The sequence below is a fragment of the bacterium genome (genome assembly GCA_020444325.1).
Taxonomy (GTDB): Bacteria; Bacteroidota; Ignavibacteria; order SZUA-365; family SZUA-365; genus BM516.
Genome location: JAHLLD010000015.1, coordinates 124,774 through 143,970, shown reverse-complemented (window position 1 = coordinate 143,970; position 19,197 = coordinate 124,774). Strand labels below are relative to the sequence as shown.

Here is a 19,197-nt window from a genome sequence, read left to right as displayed (position 1 = left end):
ATTGCAGATTGCAGATTGCAGATTGCAGATTGCAGATTGCAGATTGCAGATTGCAAACTGGGCAGGAGCAGGGATTGCTCCCCATGGGGTGTACCCGGATGCCGGTCAACTGCGGGGAAGCAATCCCTGAAATATGCAATCTGAAATTTGTAATTTGGGATATGCAGATGAAGCGGATAGACACCCCGAGATGGAGAGGGAGGCTGGAGCGGATACCGGTCTGGAGCATCATTGCGGCGGCGATTGGTTTGCGACTGGTGTTCGGACTGGTGTGGATGCTCGCGGTGAATGTGCCGCCGGAGGATGTGCCGGTAGCGGGCGATACTTGGGAGCAGGCCGGAGCGGATGGCTACCTGCAGATTGCAAGGACGCTGCTCATCAGTGGGGAGTATGCGTTTGAGCCGGGCGGACTCCCGGTGCACAACCGTCCCCCGGTGCAGCCCATCATGCTGCTCATTTTCGGGGCCTGGTGGCCGTCGCACTGGTATATCCCATGGATGTTCGGCAGCGCGCTTCTCTGCCTGGTTGCGCTGTTCGCGGTACGCGCACTCGCCCGCGATATGCACTTTTCGCATATTTCAATGCGTCTGATGCTGCTGCTCGTCGCTTTTCACCCGTATTTCGTTTTCGCATCGAAAACCTCCACGTTCGTCAATACCGCCGCTGCCCTTCTGCCGCTCATACTGCTGACAGCGCTCAGGATTCCCCGCCGGCCCCTGCTCTACGCCCCGCTGGCCGGATTGCTCATGGGCATCGGTGCGCTGACGCACGGCACCTTCCTGCTCATCCCCTTCCTGCTCGCAGCGCTCCTCCTCTGGAAGAAAGACCTTCCCCCGCTCCGCCGCATTGCCGCTTCCGGAGCGATGCTGATCGTTGCACTGCTCGTCGTCGCACCATGGACGTACAGAAATCTGGTGACGTTCGACCGCTTCATTCCCGTCGTCACCGGGAACGGCTACCACTACTGGAAAGGCGAGGCGATTTATTTCGGGGGAGATTATCCCATGGCCGGGAAATACGAACAGGCCACGGGACGCGAGTTCAAGGAGCGCTATTATGGCGCGCTGTACCCTGAAATGGATGCCGTGTTGTGGGATCTCGCGAAAAAAGACATGGTCGAAAGACCGCAGCTCCTTCCCCTCCGCATCATCATTGGCACCGCCACATTCTTTGCTCCCTGGGATCGCGGCGCAGCCAAAGCCGTCATCTCCATTCTCCTGACCATCCCCTTTCTGCTCGCGATGATCGTGCTCTTCTTCCGCCGCTGGCGTGCACATACACTCACCTTTTCCCAGGTCGCCATCGCCCTGGTCCTCACCTACATCGTCGAAGCCTACTCCTTCTTCTGCGCCTGGGGCTCATACTTCAACATGCTCGTTCCCCTCGCCGCCGTTCTCCTGATCAGTCTCTCGGAAAGGCGTTTCTCCCCGCTTCGCGGGGAGAGTTCTTTCTCCGCTAGCGCGGAGAGGAATTTCCCACACTGACGCGTGGGAGGTGTTTCCCCCCGCTGCGCGTGGGGAGTCTTTACTCGGCTGCGCCGAGTGTAAGAAAATGCCCCGCTCGAGCGGGGCAGGAAATACGCGAACGAAGTGAGCAATACCTCTCCGCGTAAGCGGAGAAAGAACTCCTCCGCGACAGCGGAGGAAACAACGCCGCGCGTCAGCGCGGCAAAACCTTCTTCTTGAAGTATTCGGCTGTACGGCGGAGGCCCTCATGACGGTCGACCTTGGGCACCCAGCCGAGAAGACTGCGGGCGACGGAAATGTCGGGCTGACGGACTTTGGGATCGTCTTCCGGAAGCTCGCGATGCACGATCGTGCTGCTGCTTCCAAGTACTTCGAGCACTTCCTTCGCAAGATCGAGCATGGAGATTTCGTCGGGGTTCCCGATGTTTACCGGATCGCTGTAATCGGACATCAGCAGACGGAAAATACCGTCGACGAGATCCGAGACGTAGCATACGCTGCGTGTCTGCAGTCCATCACCGAACACAGTGACATCCTCACCACGGATGCCCTGCGACATGAAGGCAGGAATGGCGCGTCCATCGTTGACGCGCATGCGTTCGCCGTACGTGTTGAAGATGCGCACGATGCGGGTCTCCACACCGTGATAGCGGTGATAGGCCATGGTCATGGCTTCCGCGAAACGCTTGGCTTCATCGTAAACGCCGCGGGGACCAACGGGATTGACATTTCCCCAGTAGCTTTCTACCTGGGGATGGATTTCAGGATCACCGTACACCTCGGAGGTGGATGCGAGAAGGAAACGCGCATTTTTTGCCTTGGCAAGTCCGAGCGCCTTGTGCGTCCCGAGCGAACCGACTTTCAGGGTCTGAATCGGCAGCTTCAGGTAATCGATCGGAGAAGCTGGTGAGGCGAAGTGCAGAATGTAATCGAGTGCGCCTTCGACATGCACGAATTCCGTCACGTCATATTTGATGAAGCGGAATCCTTCCTGTCCAAAGAGGTGATCGATGTTCGCGAGGTCGCCGGTTATGAGATTGTCCATGCAGAGCACCTCATGTCCTTCCTTGAGAAGGCGTTCACAGAGATGACTGCCGAGAAAACCGGCACCGCCGGTGATAAGCGTGCGTGGCATGGCGCGTTACCTGGTGAGTGTGAAAAATGTACGGGCGGACTCGCGGTCCGCCCGTTTCATGTTATCTGTTCGCAGAGGCGGACCGTCGTTATTCGATGATGACGGAATCGATCATCTGCTCATCCGGAACGCCCTGCAGCTTCCGCTGCATCGCGCTGATCTGCTGCTTGACACCCGAGTCGTTCGGATACATCGTCTCAAGCCTGCGCAGAAGGTCGATGGCATCCTGGTAGCGCTCCGAAGCTTCGTAATAATTCAGAAGGAAGATGTACGCGTTGCGGCCCGTGGGATTATTGCCCGGGTCGTCGGTATCGAGCTGCGACTTGAAATACTCTTCCAGTTCATTGCCGATGGCGAGATACTTCGCGGTATCGCCCACCATGATGTAGAAGTTCGCGAGATCGGTACGCAGTGATTTATCAAAGCGATGGTACTCGCTCGGCATGACTTCTTCCATTGTATCGAGCACTTTGCGCGCACCTTCTACGTCGCCGTTTTCCTGCGCCATGATCTGTGCCAGTCCCATATACAGCGCACGGAAGCTGAAGATCATCTTCGTGCTGGCCTCATCGAGGTTGATCTTGGGATTGGCAAGCTCACGGAACATGAAGCCAAAGGCGCGATTGCTGTCGGGTTCCTGGCGCAGGTCGGTCAGGTGTTTGAGCGTCGCGTCAATATCCATGGCCTGATAATAACGCCCGCCACGCTGGGTGAAGCTCACCGGTGAAACGCGATACGTCAGACCTTCGACGATGAGATGATTCTCGAGTCCGACCCTGTCACCCGGCGCAGTACTCAGCGCAAAATGGATGGGACGATCATTGAAGTTGTTGTTCAGAATATCGAGAATGAGAATATCCTGGATGCGGATGCCCTTCGTACCTGCGGGATCCGTGTATGTCGGCGGCACGGTGATTTCCATCTTGTCGGGAATCTGCTGTGCGAGCGCCGCCTTGACCTGCGGCACATCCGCGATGTCGGATTTCAGCAGTTTCTCACGATCGATGGGTACGCTGATACGACGGCTGTCCCACTGCACGGGACGCAGTGCCTTCAGCTCGGTATCGGTGTAGCTCATTTCCACAAGTTTGGCACCGTAGGGCCGCTCGTTTTTGAGCTGCTTGCTGTACCAGTCGGTGTTGAGCAGACTCAGATTGACCACGCGCACATCGCGGCGCACACCGGCAGCATACTGCAGGTACCAAACCGGGAAGGTGTCGTTATCGCCACCGGTAAAGAGAATGGCGTCCTGATCGCAGCTCTGCAGCAGGTTATAGGCATAGTCGAATGCCACGTAATTGTAATGGCGGTCATGCGTGCGGTAATTCTCCGCCAGCATGTTCACGGGACCTGCGACAAAAAGCAGTGCCGCGAGTCCGACCCCGATCGCCTCGTTGCGCCCCGTCTTGCTGCGCAGGCTGTCGACGAGGCCGTAAATGCCTATACCGGCCCACATGGCGAACACATAAAAAGAGCCGACAAAGAAGTAATCACGCTCCCTCACCTGTGGTTCGGCCATGTTAAAGTATATGACGAGCCCTATTCCCATGATGAAGAACAGCGCCGCCGTTGCTATGCCCGTCCGGTAATCCTTCTTGAAATGATACCATATACCGAGCAGCCCGAGAATGAGCGGGATGGCGTAGTAGCGATTCGGATACCCACTCGATTCAGACCATTCGCCCACCTCCCCGAGGAAGGCCACCGGGGCCTCCTGTATATCGCCGGCGCGACCGACAAAATTCCAGAGGAAATAGCGCATGTAGATATGGCCGAACTGATACTGCCAGAAGTAGTCGAAATCACTGCTGTATTTCGAGTACGACGCGATGTGAGATTGTTCATGACTCCAGCGGCGCGGAAGCATGACATCTTTGCGCGGGTTGATCGAGCGCATGCGATCGTCATAATTCGGTCCCTTCAGCAGCGGATAGGTTCCGTACTGGTCACGATTCAGATAGCTGTACAGTCCTTCAAGCGTGGCGGGAGCATTCTCGTTCAGCGCAGGCTCCTGGTTGGCGCGAATGGGCACCAGCGTGTAGGTGCTGTAGCCGAGCGTCACGAGCAGGAAGGCAAGCGATGCCATCCGCAGCTGCGGATGCAGTTTCTTCATGGCTACGACAGCGATGAGCCCTGCGATGACAAGCAGCATCAGCCAGCGTCCGGCATCTCCACTGAGCAGTTCAGGTATGTACTTGACAATACCCGGGTACACGAGTCCGAAGCCGACCACCATCAGCATGAAGGCGATGCTGAGCGTCTTCACATTGATGTCTTCCCGCTTGCGGTCGCGGAAATAGATCAGGAAAAACACGAAAAACAGCGCGAGCAGCGACAGGAGGTGAACGCCAATACTGAGTCCCATCAGGTAAGCAATAAGAAGCAGCGAACGCTCGGAATCGAACACCCCGATGTGGTAGTACCACTCGATCGCGATCCAGACGACGACGGAGATGAAGAACATGCCGATGCCGTACACTTCCGCTTCCGACGCGTTGAACCAGAAAGTGTCGCTGAAGGAAAGGATAAAGGCGCCTGCAGAGGCGCTGATGATCATCGACAGTGCGGACATCGGAGATTTCGGATCGCCTTTCCACTGCCGCAGCAGCCGCATGGCCGTTAGGTAGACGAACAGTACGGTCAGCGAACTGGAGAAAGTGGACATCAGGTTAACCCTGAAGCCAAGATCGTCGCCGATGGGCAGCAGCGAGAGGATGCGCCCGATCAGCTGAAAAAACGGCGCACCCGGCGGATGCGGAACACCCATGGTCACTGCCGAGGTGATGAATTCACCGGCGTCCCAGAACGAAAGGGTCGGGGCAACTGTCGAGAGAAAGACAATTGTCGAGACCAGGAACACGGCTGCGGCTGAAGCGCGATGCCAGATTTTGAAGTTCATGATACTATGCTAAGCTGATGATACGTTTCAGACATGAGGAACAGTCCGCCACGGGAACAAAACCGGCTGGCGGAGACGGGACAGTCAGAGACGTCAGTTCGTCTCGGGTTCTGTCGATTTTTTCTTCCTGTAAATGATTCCCAGCGGAATAATCACGCAGTATCCGAGGAAAAGGATCATCGGCGCGATCGTTACCGAGAGTGAGCTGACGGCATCTCCGGCACTCATCACGAGAAAACCGACGAGCACGGTAGCGATGCCAAGAATGAGAATCATGTAATTGGTACGCTGGGGCAGCTCAGCCTCCGGTATTTCCTGTGGCATCCGACGGCCGGTTTTCCGCCTTTTCTGCACTTTTGCCATGCGTTATCTCCGTTCTAGCAATGGGGCTGTAGTTGATCAAACATGAAAAATACAAAACTTGCAGGTAGATTCATTGCTTCTGCAGTAGAAGTTTTCCTTCGTGGAGACGCCAGGTCGCATCCGCCCGGGAAGCCAGATCCCCGTCATGCGTGACGATAATGAAGGTCTGTCCCTGCTCGCGTGCGAGCGTCCAGAGCAGCTCATGCAGCATCCCGGCATTTTCTTCATCGAGATTCCCCGAGGGTTCGTCGGCAAGGACGACACGGGGATGATTGGCCAGGGCGCGGGCGACTGCCACACGCTGCTGTTCGCCACCCGAAAGTTCCGAGGGCCTCGCGTCGGCGCGATGGCTCACACGCACAATTTCCAGCAGCTCGTCCGCCCTGTTCTGCGCTTCGGCGAGGGATTTCCCCCCGATCATTGCAGGAATGGCGATATTCTCGCGCGCCGAGAACTCCGGGAGCAGATGGTGGAACTGGAAAACAAAGCCCATACGGCTGTTACGAAAGGCAGCAAGCGTGGTATCGTCCATGCCAAACATATCCTGACCGTCCATCGTCACCTGGCCGGCATCGGGACGATCAAGTGCGCCGATGATATGCAGCAGTGTGCTCTTCCCGCTGCCGGAGGCACCGACGATCGCAACCACCTGTCCTTCAACAACCTCGAGCGAAGCGCCTTTGAGCACGTCGAGCCTGTCGCCCTCACCGGTGCGATAGCTTTTCTGTATATCCTTTACTGAAACAATGGCAGCCATAGCTTTGCTCTCCATGAGTACTCTTCGCATGCGCCGCACCTTGCTCCTGCGGCCCGGGGCAGTCAGGATATGGACGCACAGCCTGGTGGGACGTTCCCACCGCAGAAATTATTCCCAGCGAACGGCGTCGATAATGCTCACCGCGCGTGCCCGCAGAGCGGGATACCAGGCAGCCAGCAGACACAGGCCGAAGGTCCCGAACACAATGAGAAGGATATCCGACAGCCGCAATTCCACGGGGATGGCCGGGATGATGAACGATGCATCGAGCTTGAATACCTGGAATTCCGCCTGTATCCAGGTCACGGCGAGTCCGAGCACAAGCCCGGCGACCACACCGATGACACCGATCCACACACCTTCAAGCAGGAAGATCCGCTGTATGCGCGTGGCAGGAAGTCCCATCGTGCGCAGAATCCCGATATCCCGCCGCTTCTCCAGCACGAGCATGGTCAGGGATGCGAGAATATTGAACACAGCCACCGCGATAATGATGGCCAGAAGGATAAATGCTCCCCAGCGCTCGATAGTCATAACCGAATAGAGGTCCTTATGAAGATCGTACCAGGTCAGCACATTCCAGCCAGGACCAATGGTTTCCTGCAATTCCTCCTTCACCGCTTCACTTTCTTCGCTGTCGCGCAGCCGCAATTCATATCCGCTCACTTCCCCCGGCATGCGAAACAGCTTCTGCGCATCGGCCAGACGCAGGAAGGCATAGGCGCCGTCGTAGACGTTATTCTGTGACATGTAAATGCCGGTGACGGGACAGCGCAGCACTGTGGGCGTAACGTACTGTGTAAGGATGTTTTCCATGCCGGCGGGACTGTACAGCAGCAGCGTGTCGCCGAGTGTCACGCGAATTTTATCCGCCAGCGCATATCCCAGTACAATGCCGTTGTTTTCCGAGAAGTGGAAATCCCCCAGTTCGATTTTGCTCGCGACATCCGACACGTCGTCAATACGCTCGGGATCGACGCCTTTGATCCAGGCGAAATGGGCATTGCCGCGTGCCATCGTCATGGCCTTGCGCTGAATGAAAGGGGACATGCCGGTGACATCGTCGCGCGCGGCGAGTATGCTCTTCACCGAATCCGTGCTCTTCCCTTCCGCACGAGCGACATGCTCGACCTTGATGTGCGGGTCAAAGTCCTGCAGTATCGAAGTCACCAGTCCATTGAATCCATTGAAAACTGACATCACCACGATCAGCGCCGCAACGCCGAACATGATACCAAGCGTTGCGAGCAGCGAGATGATGTTGATGAAACTGAACCGCTTCTTTCCGTAGAGATATCGGCGCGCTATGTAGGATTCAAGCTGCATGCGTCAATGGAAACGAATGGATCGAATGGGATTGAGCCGGGCCGCCAGTGCTGCGGGAATGAAGCTGCTGAGGAAAGACAGCAGAACCCCTGCAAGTGCCACGCCGGCGAATACCTCGACGCGCATGTGTATGGGCACCGTCGTCATGAAATACACATCCTGCGGGAGGCTGAAAAACTGCAGTTGCTGCTGCGCAAAAGTGAAGGCGAAGGCAATCGCCATGCCCACGACGGAACCGATCACGCCGATGGAAAAGCCCTGCAGCACGAATATCTTTCGCACATGCCGGCGGGAAGCTCCCATGGCAAGCAGAATGCCGATGTATTGCGTTTTCTCGATGACGAAAAGCAGCAGCGTCGCAATGACATTGAACACGGAAATCACGATCAGTGATCCGACGACCAGAGGAATCAGCTGCTGCTGCAGGTCGATCCACACGAACAGGTGGTTGTAGAGATGGAATACCGAGCGCGGATCGAACGGGTATCCCAGCGTGTTCTGTATGCGGTCAACGGTTTCATTTATCTGATCGACATCGCTGCACAGCACATCATACCCGCTGATTTTCCCCGGGATTCCAAAAATACTCTGCGCGGTATTGAGTGCGGTGAACACGTAGATGTCATCGAGATACTCGGCCATCCCCGTCTCATAGATACCACGGATCACGCACTGCAGCTTGGGCGCATTGTACAGGTTGCTGAAATCCGTCACACCGAGCAGCAGCATTTTGTCACCCACACCGAGATTGAGCTTGTCCGCCAGTCGCTTGCCCACGACGATGGAGTGCTTTCCGTCAACGGGATTGAGTACGTATGAACCCGCAACAATGCGGTCACGAATACGGGAGAGATCGGCGAGGGAATCGAGTCCCTTGACCCGCACGCCTTCAATGTCATACCGCGTGATGACCATCGCTTCGCGCTCGAGGTACGGACCCGCGTCCTGCACGTTCTGTATGGAACGCAGCGTCTGCATGTCCTTCGCCTTCATGTCGATGGCATCATTGCGAAAAACACCGACCTGGATATGTGCGGAAAATCCGATCAGGTTCGTGCGCAGATCACGTTCGAAGCCATCAAGGATGGTAAAGGTAATGATGAGCGCGGCCGTGCCGATAGCCACCGATCCGATGGCCACCACGGTCATGAAAGAGAGGAAGCGGGAGAGATTCCGCTTCCGGAGATAGCGCAGTGCTATGAATGATTCAAAGGCCATGCGTTGCGGACAAGTATCCTCTACGTGGGCATGGAAGCGACAGCGGTGCCGAACTGCAGGAGATACGCCTGCACGAAGGCGTCGAGATCACCGTCCATCACCGCCTGTACATTACTGGTTTCTTCATTGGTGCGATGGTCTTTCACCATGTTGTACGGGTGGAAGACATAGGAACGGATCTGGCTTCCCCACTCGATTTTCTTCTTGCTGTCTTCGATGGAGGCCAGGCGGTTCGCTTCCTTCTCGCGCTCGATCTGGTACAGGCGCGACTGCAGCAGCTTCATGGCCGTTGCACGGTTCTGATGCTGCGAGCGCTCCTGCTGACACGCTACGACGATGCCGGAAGGGACATGCGTGATGCGCACGGCGGTTTCCACCTTGTTCACATTCTGTCCGCCCTTTCCGCCGCTGCGGAAGGTATCCACTTTCAGATCGGCGGGATTGATGTCGATCTCGATCTCATCGTCGATTTCAGGATAGACGAACACGGATGCGAAACTGGTGTGCCGGCGTTTGGCCGAATCGAAGGGCGAAATGCGCACCAGGCGATGCACACCGATTTCCGATTTGAGATATCCGTACGCGTATGCACCGTTCACTTCAAAAGTTGCACTTTTAATGCCGGCACCTTCACCCTCGAGTTCATCGACGATGGCGACATTGAAGCCGCGGCGCTCACAGTAGCGCAGGTACATGCGATAGAGCATTTCCGCCCAGTCCTGCGACTCCGTACCTCCGGCGCCGGAATGAATGGTCAGAATTGCGCTGCGCTTGTCGTCGGGACCAGAAAGCATGTTTTTGAACTCGAGTTCGCCAAGCAGGCGATCGATATCCTTCAGTTCCGATTCGATATCGGCGGACATCGATTCGTCCTGGCTTTCTTCCGCCAGTTCGATGAGCACGTTGAAATCCGTCGTCTTGCCGTCGACGGTTTCCCACAGCTCCACCCACTCCTTGCGAAGATTGATTTCCTGCATGACTTTCTGGGCCTGGATATTGTCATCCCAGAAGCCGGGGGCCTGTGTCTGCTGTTCGAGTTCAGCGACCTCGGATTTCTTCTGATCTATGTCAAAGATACCCCCGAAGATCGTCGACGCGTTTACGGATTTCCTTTCCCTTGGACGTATACTCTTCAAACATGGCAGAGATTTCCTTACAGACTGGAGAATGATTCAATGGAAGTGAAGCGCAGTGGTTCGCGCTGACGCCGGCGTCCGCGGAAACGGCGGCGACGGCGCGTGGGCATGACGTATTCGATTGCGGCGCGTTCAACACGCAGCTGTTGGGTGTTCATTGCCGGATTGAAGGACAGCATGAACATGAGCACCACGACAAGAAGCACGCGGCGGAGGGTCAGCACCTGCTCCGCCTGGCTATGCATCCACATCTCCGTGGTAGCGCTCGTACGCTTCAATGATATTCTTGACAAGGCGATGACGGACGACATCGCTTTTATCGAAATACACGAAACCGACCCCCTCGACGCCCGTGAGAATGTCGCGAATCTCCACGAGTCCGCTATGGGTGCGCGCAGGCAGATCGATCTGCGTGATGTCACCCGTGATGATGGCGCGGCTGTTGGCGCCCATGCGCGTGAGAAACATTTTCATCTGCATGGACGTGGCGTTCTGTGCCTCGTCAAGGATGATAAATGCGTTGTTGAGCGTGCGCCCACGCATGTATGCGAGTGGGACAATCTCGATCGTCCTGCGTTCGATATACGCCTTGAGTTTCTCGGCGGGCAGCATGTCATCGAGCGCGTCGTAGAGGGGACGCAGGTAGGGATCAATTTTCTCGCGGAAATCACCCGGCAGGAAGCCGAGACTCTCGCCTGCTTCCACGGCGGGACGCGCCAGCACGATTTTCAGCACCTCATGCTTGCGCAGAGCGGCCACGGCGGCAGCCACGGCGAGATAGGTTTTTCCCGTACCGGCGGGACCGATGGCGAAGACGATATCATGTGCCTTGATGGATCGCAGGTAACCGATCTGTCCCTGCGTCCGCGCTTTGATGTAGTCCTTCTTGGCATAGAGCACGACGTTATCGAGTTCATCAGGCGAAAGTTCGGGACTCGCGCCACCGGTCATGATATCGATAACGGTCTGCACATCGCGGTCAGACAGGGAATCCGTCTTGTTGACGATGAACACGAGTTCCTTGAGTACCTTTTCGATCTGATCCACGATCTCATCCTCGCCGCGAATGAGAATGCTCTCCCCGCGTGCGACGATGGTCGCGTCGAAACGGTCTTCGAGAATGCGAAGATGTGCATCGTTGAAACCGAAAAGGACCACCGGATTGGTGCCGTCAATACGTATGCGTTTCTCTATTTCCAACGAGTCCTCTGAAGATTCAGCTGGGAAAAGCGCGCGCTTCTGCAGGAAACGCCCGCGTGGAGACGGAAAAAACCCTTACATCTCACAATGTAAGGGTTTTTCCCGTAAAACGTTATGAAGAACGCGGTCACCCTGTTGCTGTGCGAACGTGTCGCAACAGGAGTGCGTCGGAACGTATTATTTGTTGACGTTCTCCGGCGATGCGCCGCTGTCCATGCCGCCCATTTCCATCTCGCGTTTCTGGCGATAGTAACGGCGTGCGGCGGATTCCTCTTCCGGCGTCAGCGGTGCCGGGGCCGGAATCTTCAGAACCTGGCCCGGGAAAATAATGTCCGGGTTCTTGATCTGATCGCGGTTCTTCTGCCAGATCTTCGGCCACTTGAAGGCGTCGCCGTAGATATCCGGCTTCTTGGCGATGTTCCACAGACAGTCGCGATCCTTCGCCCAGGTACCGACGGTGTAGCTCTTCTCGGCACGGCTCAGGGTTTCACGCAGGGTGCGGATGTTTTCGCCCATGCGCTGCACGCGATCGAAGAATGCCGGAAGCAGGCTGATCTTGTTGCCAGCGAGATTCTTGTATTCTTCCTCTGCGTCATCGACTTCGTTCTTGCGGGCAAGCAGGTCCATCGGGGAAAGGCGCAGAAGCTCCGCAACCTTGTTTTCCAGACGCTTGAGGCGTGCTTCGAATGCATCGACGTCCTGGCGCGTGGCGCCGACCAGGGCGTACAGCTCATCGATACACTTCTCGTAATCGTCCTGCTTGCTCTTCAATACCTTGTTCTTCTCGGCCAGCTGCTTGTCGAGCGCATCCTGCTGACGCTTCAGCTCGGTACTGCGCTTCTCCAGCTGCTGGATTTTCTGCATCGCCTGTTCCTCGGTCATTTCCTCCTGCTGGGCAAAGGCTCCACTGCCAGCCATCAGGAACAATCCGAGCGCGATGGTAAGCACGGAAATTTTATTCCATTTCATGTTTCTTCTCCTCGCTTGTACGATTGTTTCTTGTGACGTGACGGTGAGCACTAGTTGCCCTTCCAGTTGGCCAGGCGCTGCTTGACCAGCTCCTTATCCTTGGCGCACTGTTCCAGCTTGGCTTCCTGGGCCGAAATCTGACGATCCAGTGTGCCGATCTGGGACTGCTTCGTTTGGATAGCTGATTCGAGTGAGGTGATTTCACGCTCGAGTTCAGCAATACGTGCGAGCTGTTCCGGGGTAGCATAAGAGGTGCAGCCCGAAAGAAGAGCTCCGGCGCCAATAACGGCCGTCGCACAAACGAGCACCACAGATTTGCGGAGTTTTTTCATAATAATCTCCTTTGCGGTGATGAGTTAAAGTAACAGGTTAGACTCAAGAATTAAATGCATATATGTCAATAATAAGAAGATTCGCTGCAGTAGTCAAGAAAAGAAGCATAAAACTGCGGAAAAGCGCAATTCGCGGGATTTTCATTCCATGAGAACTGTGTGCGGATTTCATCTTTGTGCCCGTGATCAGGCAGCTTCGAGTTCCCTTTCCTGCTGGAAATACAAGAGACTGTGCAGTACATCTTCAGCTTCGGCCAGCGTTTCCGGTTTCATGAGAATCTGGCGCATCTGACGGCTGTTCGGGACGTACTTCAGATAAGCAATATAATGTTTGCGCATTTCAAGTACGGCACGGCGTTCACCTTTGACGGACACTGCGAGCCGAAGGTGGCGCAGCGCGGTATCGATGCGCTCTTCGAAACTCGGGGCCGGTAAAAGGACACCTGTGGACATGAAATGTTTCGTTTCACGGAAAATCCATGGGTTCGCAATGGCACCGCGGGCGATCATGACCGCGTCGCAGCCGGTTTCTTCAAATGCACGTACGGCATCCTGCGGGGTCATGACACCACCGTTGAGTACAACGGGTATGGACACAGCGTCACGAACTCGTGGGATCCATTCCCAAATCGGATCACCGTTATGTCCCATTTGACGGGTGCGGCAATGGATAGTGAGTGCCTGTACTCCCACATCTTCCAGCATTTTCGCAAGTTCAACGATTTGAATGGACTCGAGATCCCAGCCGATGCGTGTCTTCAATGTCACCGGCAGAGACACCTGGTCGACGATGGTTTTCGCCATGCGCACCATATAGGGAAGATCCCGCAGCAGTCCTGCACCGGCCCCGCGCTTTGCGACCTTCTTCACCCAGCATCCGGCGTTGATGTCGATCAGATCGGGCTCCTGTGTTTCCACAATGGCTGCCGCTTCCTGCATGGTGTCCAGATTGCCGCCGTAGATTTGTATGCCAATGGGACGCTCCTCGTCACGTATCACCATTTTATTACGTGACTTGGTGGGTTTCTTGCTGCGTACGAGTCCGTCGGCATTGATAAATTCCGTGTAGACGAGATCCGCACCGAATTCCTTGCAGATCTGGCGGAAGGAGATGTCGGTCACATCCTCCATGGGCGCCAGCAGTAATCCCTTCTGGGCTCCGAGTTTTTCGAGTATGTTCATATCTATATTCATGCGGGTCAGGCGATGGCCCTTGTATAGGTTTCAACAGTCAAAGCAGCAGTTTGATTCCATGAAAACTGCCGACTGCGTTCAAATCCTTTTTCCTTGAGTTCCAGCCGCAATGTGCTGTTTTTCATGATTTCTGTCAAGCTACGGGAGAACTCGTCAGTTTGTTCCGGGTCGACCAGCAGGGCGGCTCCGCCAGCGACCTCTGGAAGCGAGGCGCGGTCGGAACTGATCACGGGGAGCCCGTGCTGCATCGCGTCAAGCATCGGCATGCCGAAGCCTTCGTAAAGGGATGGGAACACCAGTGCCAGCGCATGTGCATACAGTGCAGAAAGCTGCGCGGCGGGCACATAATCCAGGAGCACGACGCGGTTCGAGAGTCCAAGTTCCTGCACCCGGCCGCTGATGTCATAACGCGCATCCCTCCTGCCGGCGATGGCGAGCTGCACATCTTCAGTATTCTCATCCGTCGCACACCCCGCAAATGCGCGCAGCAGGAGATCGAGTCCCTTGTACGGATCATGCCTCCCCACATACAGCAGGTATCGTCCATCATGCAGCCGTGCCTGGAGTTGCGCAGAGAGCGCCTCACCGGTAACCTCCACGGTCGGCGCGTGGTGGATGGCGTCGATGCGCGCGGCGTCGAGGGAAAAATGACGAAGGATGTCCTGCCGGCTGTACTCGGATACCGTAATCACGCGGGCGCTGTGCTTGAGCGCATGGCGCACCCAGCCCCGGAAGAGTGGAAGCAGGCGGACCTTGAGGGATTTACGGATGAACTCCGGATGTACGATGGGAATCAGGTCATGAATGGTAGTGACAATGGGAAGCGGACTGCGCAGAGGGACAAAAAAATCCGGACAGTGCACGACGTCATAGTTACCATGGCGAAGGAGCCGCGGGAGCTGAAACAGGTGCGCGGGACGATACAGCTCTCCCTCCTGCACATCGGCTGTCACCGCAGTCAGCTCGTCTACGCTCTGCACACGATGAATGGCATCATGCACGAATACATGCACCGCCACACGTTCCTGTTCGTGCTGCAGCAATGCGCGCAGAAGCTGATAGCTGTATTCCCCGATACCGGAACGCTGCGGTGTCAGTGCATGCGCGTCGAAAACAAGGCGTATGTGCTGACGGTCAGCCATCGAGACGGGACGTGAGGATATCGGCGATCTGCCGGCTAGCGGTACCGTCGCCATAGGGATTGATGCCGGTCGCCATCGCCGCGTATGCATCCGCGCTTTCCAGCAGCTCGTTGACGGTTGAAACGATGCGCTCCCTGTCGGTGCCCACCAGGCGAGCTACCCCGCTTTCGATGCCTTCGGGACGCTCGGTGACATCGCGCATGACGAGCACCGGTTTTTTCAGGGAAGGACCTTCCTCCTGAATACCGCCCGAATCCGTCAGCAGCAGCACACTGTTATCCATCAGCGAAAGGAGCTGTTCGTAGCGTACAGGCTCGATCAGGTGAATGCGTGCTTTGTCTTTGAGTACACGCTGCACGGCTTCGCGCACGTTGGGATTCGGATGCACGGGATAAACGATTTCGACATCATCGTGCTGCTCGGTAATGTCGAGGATGGCCTGCAGCATGCGATCGAACGGTTCACCAAAACTTTCCCGACGATGAGCCGTCACCGTGATGAAGCGTCCATTCCCGCCGAGAAGGCGATCGACGACATCCTCACCGAGTCCGGCCTCCGTCAGCAGCGCACGCCGGCGCTGTTCATGCCATGCCCCGAGCATCTCGCGTCCGAGCAGCAGCGCGTCCACGACGGTATTTCCGGTCACAAAGATGCTGTCACTGTCGCGGCTCTCACGGCGGAGATTCCCCGCCGCAGTTTCTGTCGGCGCAAAATGAAAATCGGTCAGCGAGGCTGTCAGGGAGCGGTTCATTTCTTCGGGAAAGGGACTGTAGCGGTTGAACGTCCGCAGTCCGGCTTCCACATGTCCGACCGGAATCTTCTGATAGAACGCCGCAAGCGCCGAAGTGAATACCGTGGTCGTATCCCCCTGGACCAGCAGCACATCGGGCTTGTACTCCTGCAGCACGCCTCGCATGTTCATCAGCACGGCTGCGGTCACATGTTCCAGCGTCTGGTTGTGCACCATGACATCGAGGTCCACATCCTCCTTGATGCCGAAAAATGCGGTCACCTGCCGCAGCAATTCCTTGTGCTGCGACGTGAGACACACCGATACCCGAAAGCGCTCGGGTAAGGATTGCATGTGCTTGATGACGGGGGCAAGCTTGATGGCTTCCGGGCGGGTTCCGAAGGAAAAGAGCACGTGGAGCATGATATGCCGTCCATTTCTTGTCAAACAGGGGAAACCCGCGGAAGACTGTCCGCGGGTTCCTTTCTACAAAAGTAGCATGTCCGGAGCCGAAGGCCAAACTCAGTGCAGACGCGCGACTTCCGACTGTAATTCCTCACGCAGCAGTTCCTCAATCTGGCTGCGCAGCTGCACCACCTCCTCGAGGTACGTGTCCCGGTCTTCATCCCTGCACTCCCTGCTCTGGAATTTCCGGAATGCGAGACGCGTCGACAGCTGGATGTACAGTTTCCGGTCCACTGCAGGCGAGAGCCAGCCGAGCAGTTTGCGTTTGCTGCTGTACGGCAGGTACTGCAGATGCGTGGCGGGGATACGTCCTTCTTCGGCTTCCTCTGAAAGCTCCCGGATGATAAGCCGGTTTTCCGCCAGGAGAGCCAGCTGCACGACGACGATGATGACAATCAGACTGAGGAAGATGAACACCATGCCGAGTCCGGCCGCAGCGGGATTGTTGATGCTCACCGAGAAATTCCAGAAGAAATGCATGCCGATGGCGAGCAGCAGTCCCAGCAGCCGCAGTGGCCAGCGCCGGGCGGAGGGACCGAATTTCGTCATGCCCATGAAGGCGCCGAAAATGCCGGTAGACATCGCGTGCATGACCGCGGTGTACACGGTGCGTACGATAACGAGGAACACCCATTCTTCCGGCGTACTCGCACCGAGGAAGTACATGAAGTTCTCTGTCATACCGAATCCGAGTCCGATGGCCATGCCATACACAACACCGTCGGTAATGTTGTCGAAACGCCTGTCGCGCACAGTCCACAGCAGGAAGGCACCCTTGGTGATTTCCTCAATGATGGGCGCGATGAATATGGCGTCATGAAACGACGATGTGCCGAGAGAGAGGGAAAGTGAAACGCTGAAAACGATGCCGAAAAAGACCGCACCCAGCGCCCCCCAGGCGAAGTTGATCAGCAGCAGTCCGACAGGCTCACGGTCGTAGCGGTCCATGAGCCATACGCTCCACAGGTACAGCAGGATGGGAACAATGGCGAATACAAGCGAGGCTATGGCCAGCATGAAAACTCCGCGGAGGATGATGCGGCGAAGGGAATTGAATGACAGCAGGTGTCAGGAAAAAAGATACGGATCAATCACCATTTTTGGTACCGTTGCCGTTCTCTTCCCTGTGGAGACGGACACGGATGACACGACGTTCCTCGGCTTCCAGCACCTCGATGCGCGTGTGCTCGTAATCAATGCTGTCTCCCGCCTCGGGAATGCGTCCAAAGAGCATGGTGACGAATCCTCCGACGGTATCGTAATCCTCACTCTCAGGAATCGTGACATCGGAGAAGGAGTTGAAATCCGAAATATTCACCATGGCTTCGACTTCGATACCACCGTCCGGCAGCAGCGTGTAAGGAATCTCTTCCTCGTCGTATTCATCACGAATCTCACCGACGATTTCCTCGAGAATGTCTTCCATCGTGATGAGCCCTTCCGTTCCCCCGAACTCGTCGACCACGATGGCCATGTGCAGGCGCTTGAGCTGAAATTCCCTCAGCAGTTCGCTGATGGGTTTGGTTTCCGGTACGATATAGGCGGGACGAATGATGTCCTGAAGAACGATCAGCTCCGGATGCTGGATCAGACTGATCACATCTTTCGCATAGACCACACCCAGGATATCATCAAGAGAATCGCGGTACACGGGCATGCGCGTGAAGCCCTCGTCGAGGAAGGTGTCGAGAATACCTGCGGCAGGCATGGTGATATCCACGGCAACGACATCCGTCCGCGGAATCATGACTTCGCGTGCGGTCGTATCCGTAAACTGGAAAATGCTCTCGATCAGCTCATGCTCGGTCTGGTCCAGCAGACCGGTCTTGGCGCCATCCTCCAGGATATCCATCAGGTTCTCTTCCGAGGTGACCGCTTCCCTGAAACTCGCTCTGCCCGAAAAAGGCTTGAGCAGGATGTTGGCGCTGACGGTGAGAAGGCGTTGCGGCAAGTGAAGCAGCCGCGTCAACGTGAACAGTCCGGTGGCCACCCGCAGCACCAGGGCATCACCGTAACGCTCCCCGAGGGATTTTGCGACAAGGTTGACCGTGACCAGGAATACTCCCGTCATCACCACGGCGGTCACCAGCCAGGCAAGAGTACGAATAAGAGGAAGCAGCCAGGGCTCGACACCGCTGCGAAGGAATTCCTGTACGGCACGCTCAGAGTGCGGCGCGAGCAAAAGGGCGGCAAAAATGGTCAGAAACAGCGTTGCAATCTGCGTCGCACCCTGCAGATCCTCATCCCTGTCCTTCAACCGGAGTGCAAGAATTGCATGGCGATCCTCTCGCTCCGCGAGGGATTCGAGCCGGCTTCGGGAGGCAGATGTGACGGCGAACTCCGCGACGGCAATCAGGATCGCGGAAAAAAGGGAGGTCAGAAAAAGAAAAAGGTCAAGTTCCGGCACACCGGTCATGATGACTCATCTCCACATGACCGGAGGACATGGACTTGACTGCTGATACTCGGAGGTTCCATAATAGTTGGGGTATGACAGAAGCAGGCATGACCGGCATGCCTGCTGCGTGTGCCGTTTCGCCCACGTGGCGAAAACGGGAGACAGTCTGTGCTTATCCCAGGCTCTGGACGAACTTCGCCAGTTTGGACTTCTTGTGCGCTGCGGTATTCGGGTGAATGATTCGCTTGGTCGCAAGACGATCCAGAATCGTCGTCACCTTGCGAAATTTCTCTTCTGCAACGGTCTTGTCCTCTGTCCCACGAAGATCCTTGATGGCAGTCTTCATGCGGGATTTGTTCATACTGTTGTATGCGTTCTTCCGGGCGCTCGTGCGCATGCGCTTCTTTGCAGACTTATGCTGAGGCATGATGCTCCTTTGTCCAAAAATACGAACTCAAATATACATC

18 protein-coding genes are annotated in these 19,197 nt (G+C 56.2%); 1 reads left to right on the top strand and 17 read right to left on the bottom strand.

The window, feature by feature from the left end; genetic code table 11:
• Positions 1-167 precede the first annotated feature (167 nt).
• Positions 168-1,484 (top strand): hypothetical protein, encoded by a 1,317-nt coding sequence (locus KQI65_16515; GenBank protein MCB2206349.1) that lies wholly within the window; start codon positions 168-170, stop codon positions 1,482-1,484.
• 175 nt (positions 1,485-1,659) lie between these two features.
• Here the strand turns inward: KQI65_16515 and KQI65_16510 are convergent, their stop codons facing one another.
• The 17 genes from KQI65_16510 to rpsT all read right to left on the bottom strand — a co-directional run bounded on the left by KQI65_16510 (position 1,660) and on the right by rpsT (position 19,157).
• The gene (locus KQI65_16510; protein ID MCB2206348.1) at positions 1,660-2,601 is read right to left on the bottom strand and encodes an SDR family oxidoreductase; all 942 of its coding nucleotides are present in this window, start codon (positions 2,599-2,601) and stop codon (positions 1,660-1,662) included.
• 88 nt (positions 2,602-2,689) lie between these two features.
• Positions 2,690-5,500: a DUF2723 domain-containing protein gene (locus tag KQI65_16505; protein MCB2206347.1), complete on the bottom strand. Its 2,811-nt coding sequence runs from the start codon at positions 5,498-5,500 to the stop codon at positions 2,690-2,692.
• A 93-nt stretch (positions 5,501-5,593) separates the two neighbouring features.
• The gene (locus KQI65_16500) at positions 5,594-5,863 is read right to left on the bottom strand and encodes a DUF3098 domain-containing protein (protein MCB2206346.1); all 270 of its coding nucleotides are present in this window, start codon (positions 5,861-5,863) and stop codon (positions 5,594-5,596) included.
• A 70-nt stretch (positions 5,864-5,933) separates the two neighbouring features.
• A complete protein-coding gene (locus tag KQI65_16495) occupies positions 5,934-6,620 on the bottom strand; it encodes an ABC transporter ATP-binding protein (protein ID MCB2206345.1) in 687 nt (228 codons plus the stop codon).
• 108 nt (positions 6,621-6,728) lie between these two features.
• A complete protein-coding gene (locus KQI65_16490; GenBank protein ID MCB2206344.1) occupies positions 6,729-7,946 on the bottom strand; it encodes an ABC transporter permease in 1,218 nt (405 codons plus the stop codon).
• 3 nt (positions 7,947-7,949) lie between these two features.
• On the bottom strand, positions 7,950-9,164 hold the full coding sequence (locus KQI65_16485) for an ABC transporter permease (GenBank protein MCB2206343.1): 1,215 nt from the start codon (positions 9,162-9,164) through the stop codon (positions 7,950-7,952).
• 20 nt (positions 9,165-9,184) lie between these two features.
• A complete protein-coding gene (prfB, locus tag KQI65_16480; GenBank protein ID MCB2206342.1) occupies positions 9,185-10,291 on the bottom strand; it encodes a peptide chain release factor 2 in 1,107 nt (368 codons plus the stop codon).
• 26 nt (positions 10,292-10,317) lie between these two features.
• Positions 10,318-10,545: a hypothetical protein gene (locus KQI65_16475; protein MCB2206341.1), complete on the bottom strand. Its 228-nt coding sequence runs from the start codon at positions 10,543-10,545 to the stop codon at positions 10,318-10,320.
• Positions 10,538-11,500 carry a PhoH family protein gene (locus tag KQI65_16470; GenBank protein ID MCB2206340.1) on the bottom strand — a complete coding sequence of 321 codons (963 nt, stop codon included), beginning with the start codon at positions 11,498-11,500 and terminating at the stop codon, positions 10,538-10,540. The genes KQI65_16475 and KQI65_16470 overlap by 8 nt, the downstream gene beginning before the upstream one ends.
• A gap of 177 nt (positions 11,501-11,677) precedes the next feature.
• Positions 11,678-12,127 carry a LysM peptidoglycan-binding domain-containing protein gene (locus tag KQI65_16465; GenBank protein ID MCB2206339.1) on the bottom strand — a complete coding sequence of 150 codons (450 nt, stop codon included), beginning with the start codon at positions 12,125-12,127 and terminating at the stop codon, positions 11,678-11,680.
• A 392-nt stretch (positions 12,128-12,519) separates the two neighbouring features.
• Positions 12,520-12,801: a hypothetical protein gene (locus tag KQI65_16460; GenBank protein MCB2206338.1), complete on the bottom strand. Its 282-nt coding sequence runs from the start codon at positions 12,799-12,801 to the stop codon at positions 12,520-12,522.
• 186 nt (positions 12,802-12,987) lie between these two features.
• Positions 12,988-13,983, bottom strand: coding sequence for a tRNA dihydrouridine synthase DusB (dusB, locus tag KQI65_16455; GenBank protein MCB2206337.1), 996 nt, complete (start codon positions 13,981-13,983; stop codon positions 12,988-12,990).
• 17 nt (positions 13,984-14,000) lie between these two features.
• Entirely contained in the window at positions 14,001-15,191 is a 1,191-nt protein-coding gene (locus KQI65_16450) for a glycosyltransferase family 4 protein (GenBank protein ID MCB2206336.1), read from the bottom strand.
• Complete coding sequence (gene wecB / locus KQI65_16445) at positions 15,130-16,290, bottom strand: UDP-N-acetylglucosamine 2-epimerase (non-hydrolyzing) (protein MCB2206335.1); 1,161 nt, start codon at positions 16,288-16,290, stop codon at positions 15,130-15,132. Before wecB ends, KQI65_16450 begins: the two co-directional genes overlap by 62 nt.
• A gap of 99 nt (positions 16,291-16,389) precedes the next feature.
• Positions 16,390-17,349 carry a PrsW family intramembrane metalloprotease gene (locus KQI65_16440; GenBank protein MCB2206334.1) on the bottom strand — a complete coding sequence of 320 codons (960 nt, stop codon included), beginning with the start codon at positions 17,347-17,349 and terminating at the stop codon, positions 16,390-16,392.
• A 70-nt stretch (positions 17,350-17,419) separates the two neighbouring features.
• The gene (locus tag KQI65_16435) at positions 17,420-18,748 is read right to left on the bottom strand and encodes a hemolysin family protein (GenBank protein ID MCB2206333.1); all 1,329 of its coding nucleotides are present in this window, start codon (positions 18,746-18,748) and stop codon (positions 17,420-17,422) included.
• 154 nt (positions 18,749-18,902) lie between these two features.
• Positions 18,903-19,157 carry a 30S ribosomal protein S20 gene (gene rpsT, locus KQI65_16430; protein ID MCB2206332.1) on the bottom strand — a complete coding sequence of 85 codons (255 nt, stop codon included), beginning with the start codon at positions 19,155-19,157 and terminating at the stop codon, positions 18,903-18,905.
• Positions 19,158-19,197 lie beyond the last annotated feature (40 nt).

What these genes read in the sequence shown, in the direction of transcription:
- KQI65_16515 (MCB2206349.1), top strand. Translation starts at nt 168, where the DNA reads ATGAAGCGGATAGACACCCCGAGATGGAGAGGGAGGCTGGAGCGGATA.
- KQI65_16510 (MCB2206348.1), bottom strand. Translation starts at nt 2,601, where the DNA reads ATGCCACGCACGCTTATCACCGGCGGTGCCGGTTTTCTCGGCAGTCAT.
- KQI65_16505 (MCB2206347.1), bottom strand. Translation starts at nt 5,500, where the DNA reads ATGAACTTCAAAATCTGGCATCGCGCTTCAGCCGCAGCCGTGTTCCTG.
- KQI65_16500 (MCB2206346.1), bottom strand. Translation starts at nt 5,863, where the DNA reads ATGGCAAAAGTGCAGAAAAGGCGGAAAACCGGCCGTCGGATGCCACAG.
- KQI65_16495 (MCB2206345.1), bottom strand. Translation starts at nt 6,620, where the DNA reads ATGGCTGCCATTGTTTCAGTAAAGGATATACAGAAAAGCTATCGCACC.
- KQI65_16490 (MCB2206344.1), bottom strand. Translation starts at nt 7,946, where the DNA reads ATGCAGCTTGAATCCTACATAGCGCGCCGATATCTCTACGGAAAGAAG.
- KQI65_16485 (MCB2206343.1), bottom strand. Translation starts at nt 9,164, where the DNA reads ATGGCCTTTGAATCATTCATAGCACTGCGCTATCTCCGGAAGCGGAAT.
- KQI65_16475 (MCB2206341.1), bottom strand. Translation starts at nt 10,545, where the DNA reads ATGCATAGCCAGGCGGAGCAGGTGCTGACCCTCCGCCGCGTGCTTCTT.
- KQI65_16465 (MCB2206339.1), bottom strand. Translation starts at nt 12,127, where the DNA reads ATGGACCTGCTTGCCCGCAAGAACGAAGTCGATGACGCAGAGGAAGAA.
- KQI65_16460 (MCB2206338.1), bottom strand. Translation starts at nt 12,801, where the DNA reads ATGAAAAAACTCCGCAAATCTGTGGTGCTCGTTTGTGCGACGGCCGTT.
- dusB (MCB2206337.1), bottom strand. Translation starts at nt 13,983, where the DNA reads ATGAACATACTCGAAAAACTCGGAGCCCAGAAGGGATTACTGCTGGCG.
- KQI65_16450 (MCB2206336.1), bottom strand. Translation starts at nt 15,191, where the DNA reads ATGGCGACGGTACCGCTAGCCGGCAGATCGCCGATATCCTCACGTCCC.
- wecB (MCB2206335.1), bottom strand. Translation starts at nt 16,290, where the DNA reads ATGCTCCACGTGCTCTTTTCCTTCGGAACCCGCCCGGAAGCCATCAAG.
- KQI65_16440 (MCB2206334.1), bottom strand. Translation starts at nt 17,349, where the DNA reads ATGCTGGCCATAGCCTCGCTTGTATTCGCCATTGTTCCCATCCTGCTG.
- KQI65_16435 (MCB2206333.1), bottom strand. Translation starts at nt 18,748, where the DNA reads ATGACCGGTGTGCCGGAACTTGACCTTTTTCTTTTTCTGACCTCCCTT.
- rpsT (MCB2206332.1), bottom strand. Translation starts at nt 19,157, where the DNA reads ATGCCTCAGCATAAGTCTGCAAAGAAGCGCATGCGCACGAGCGCCCGG.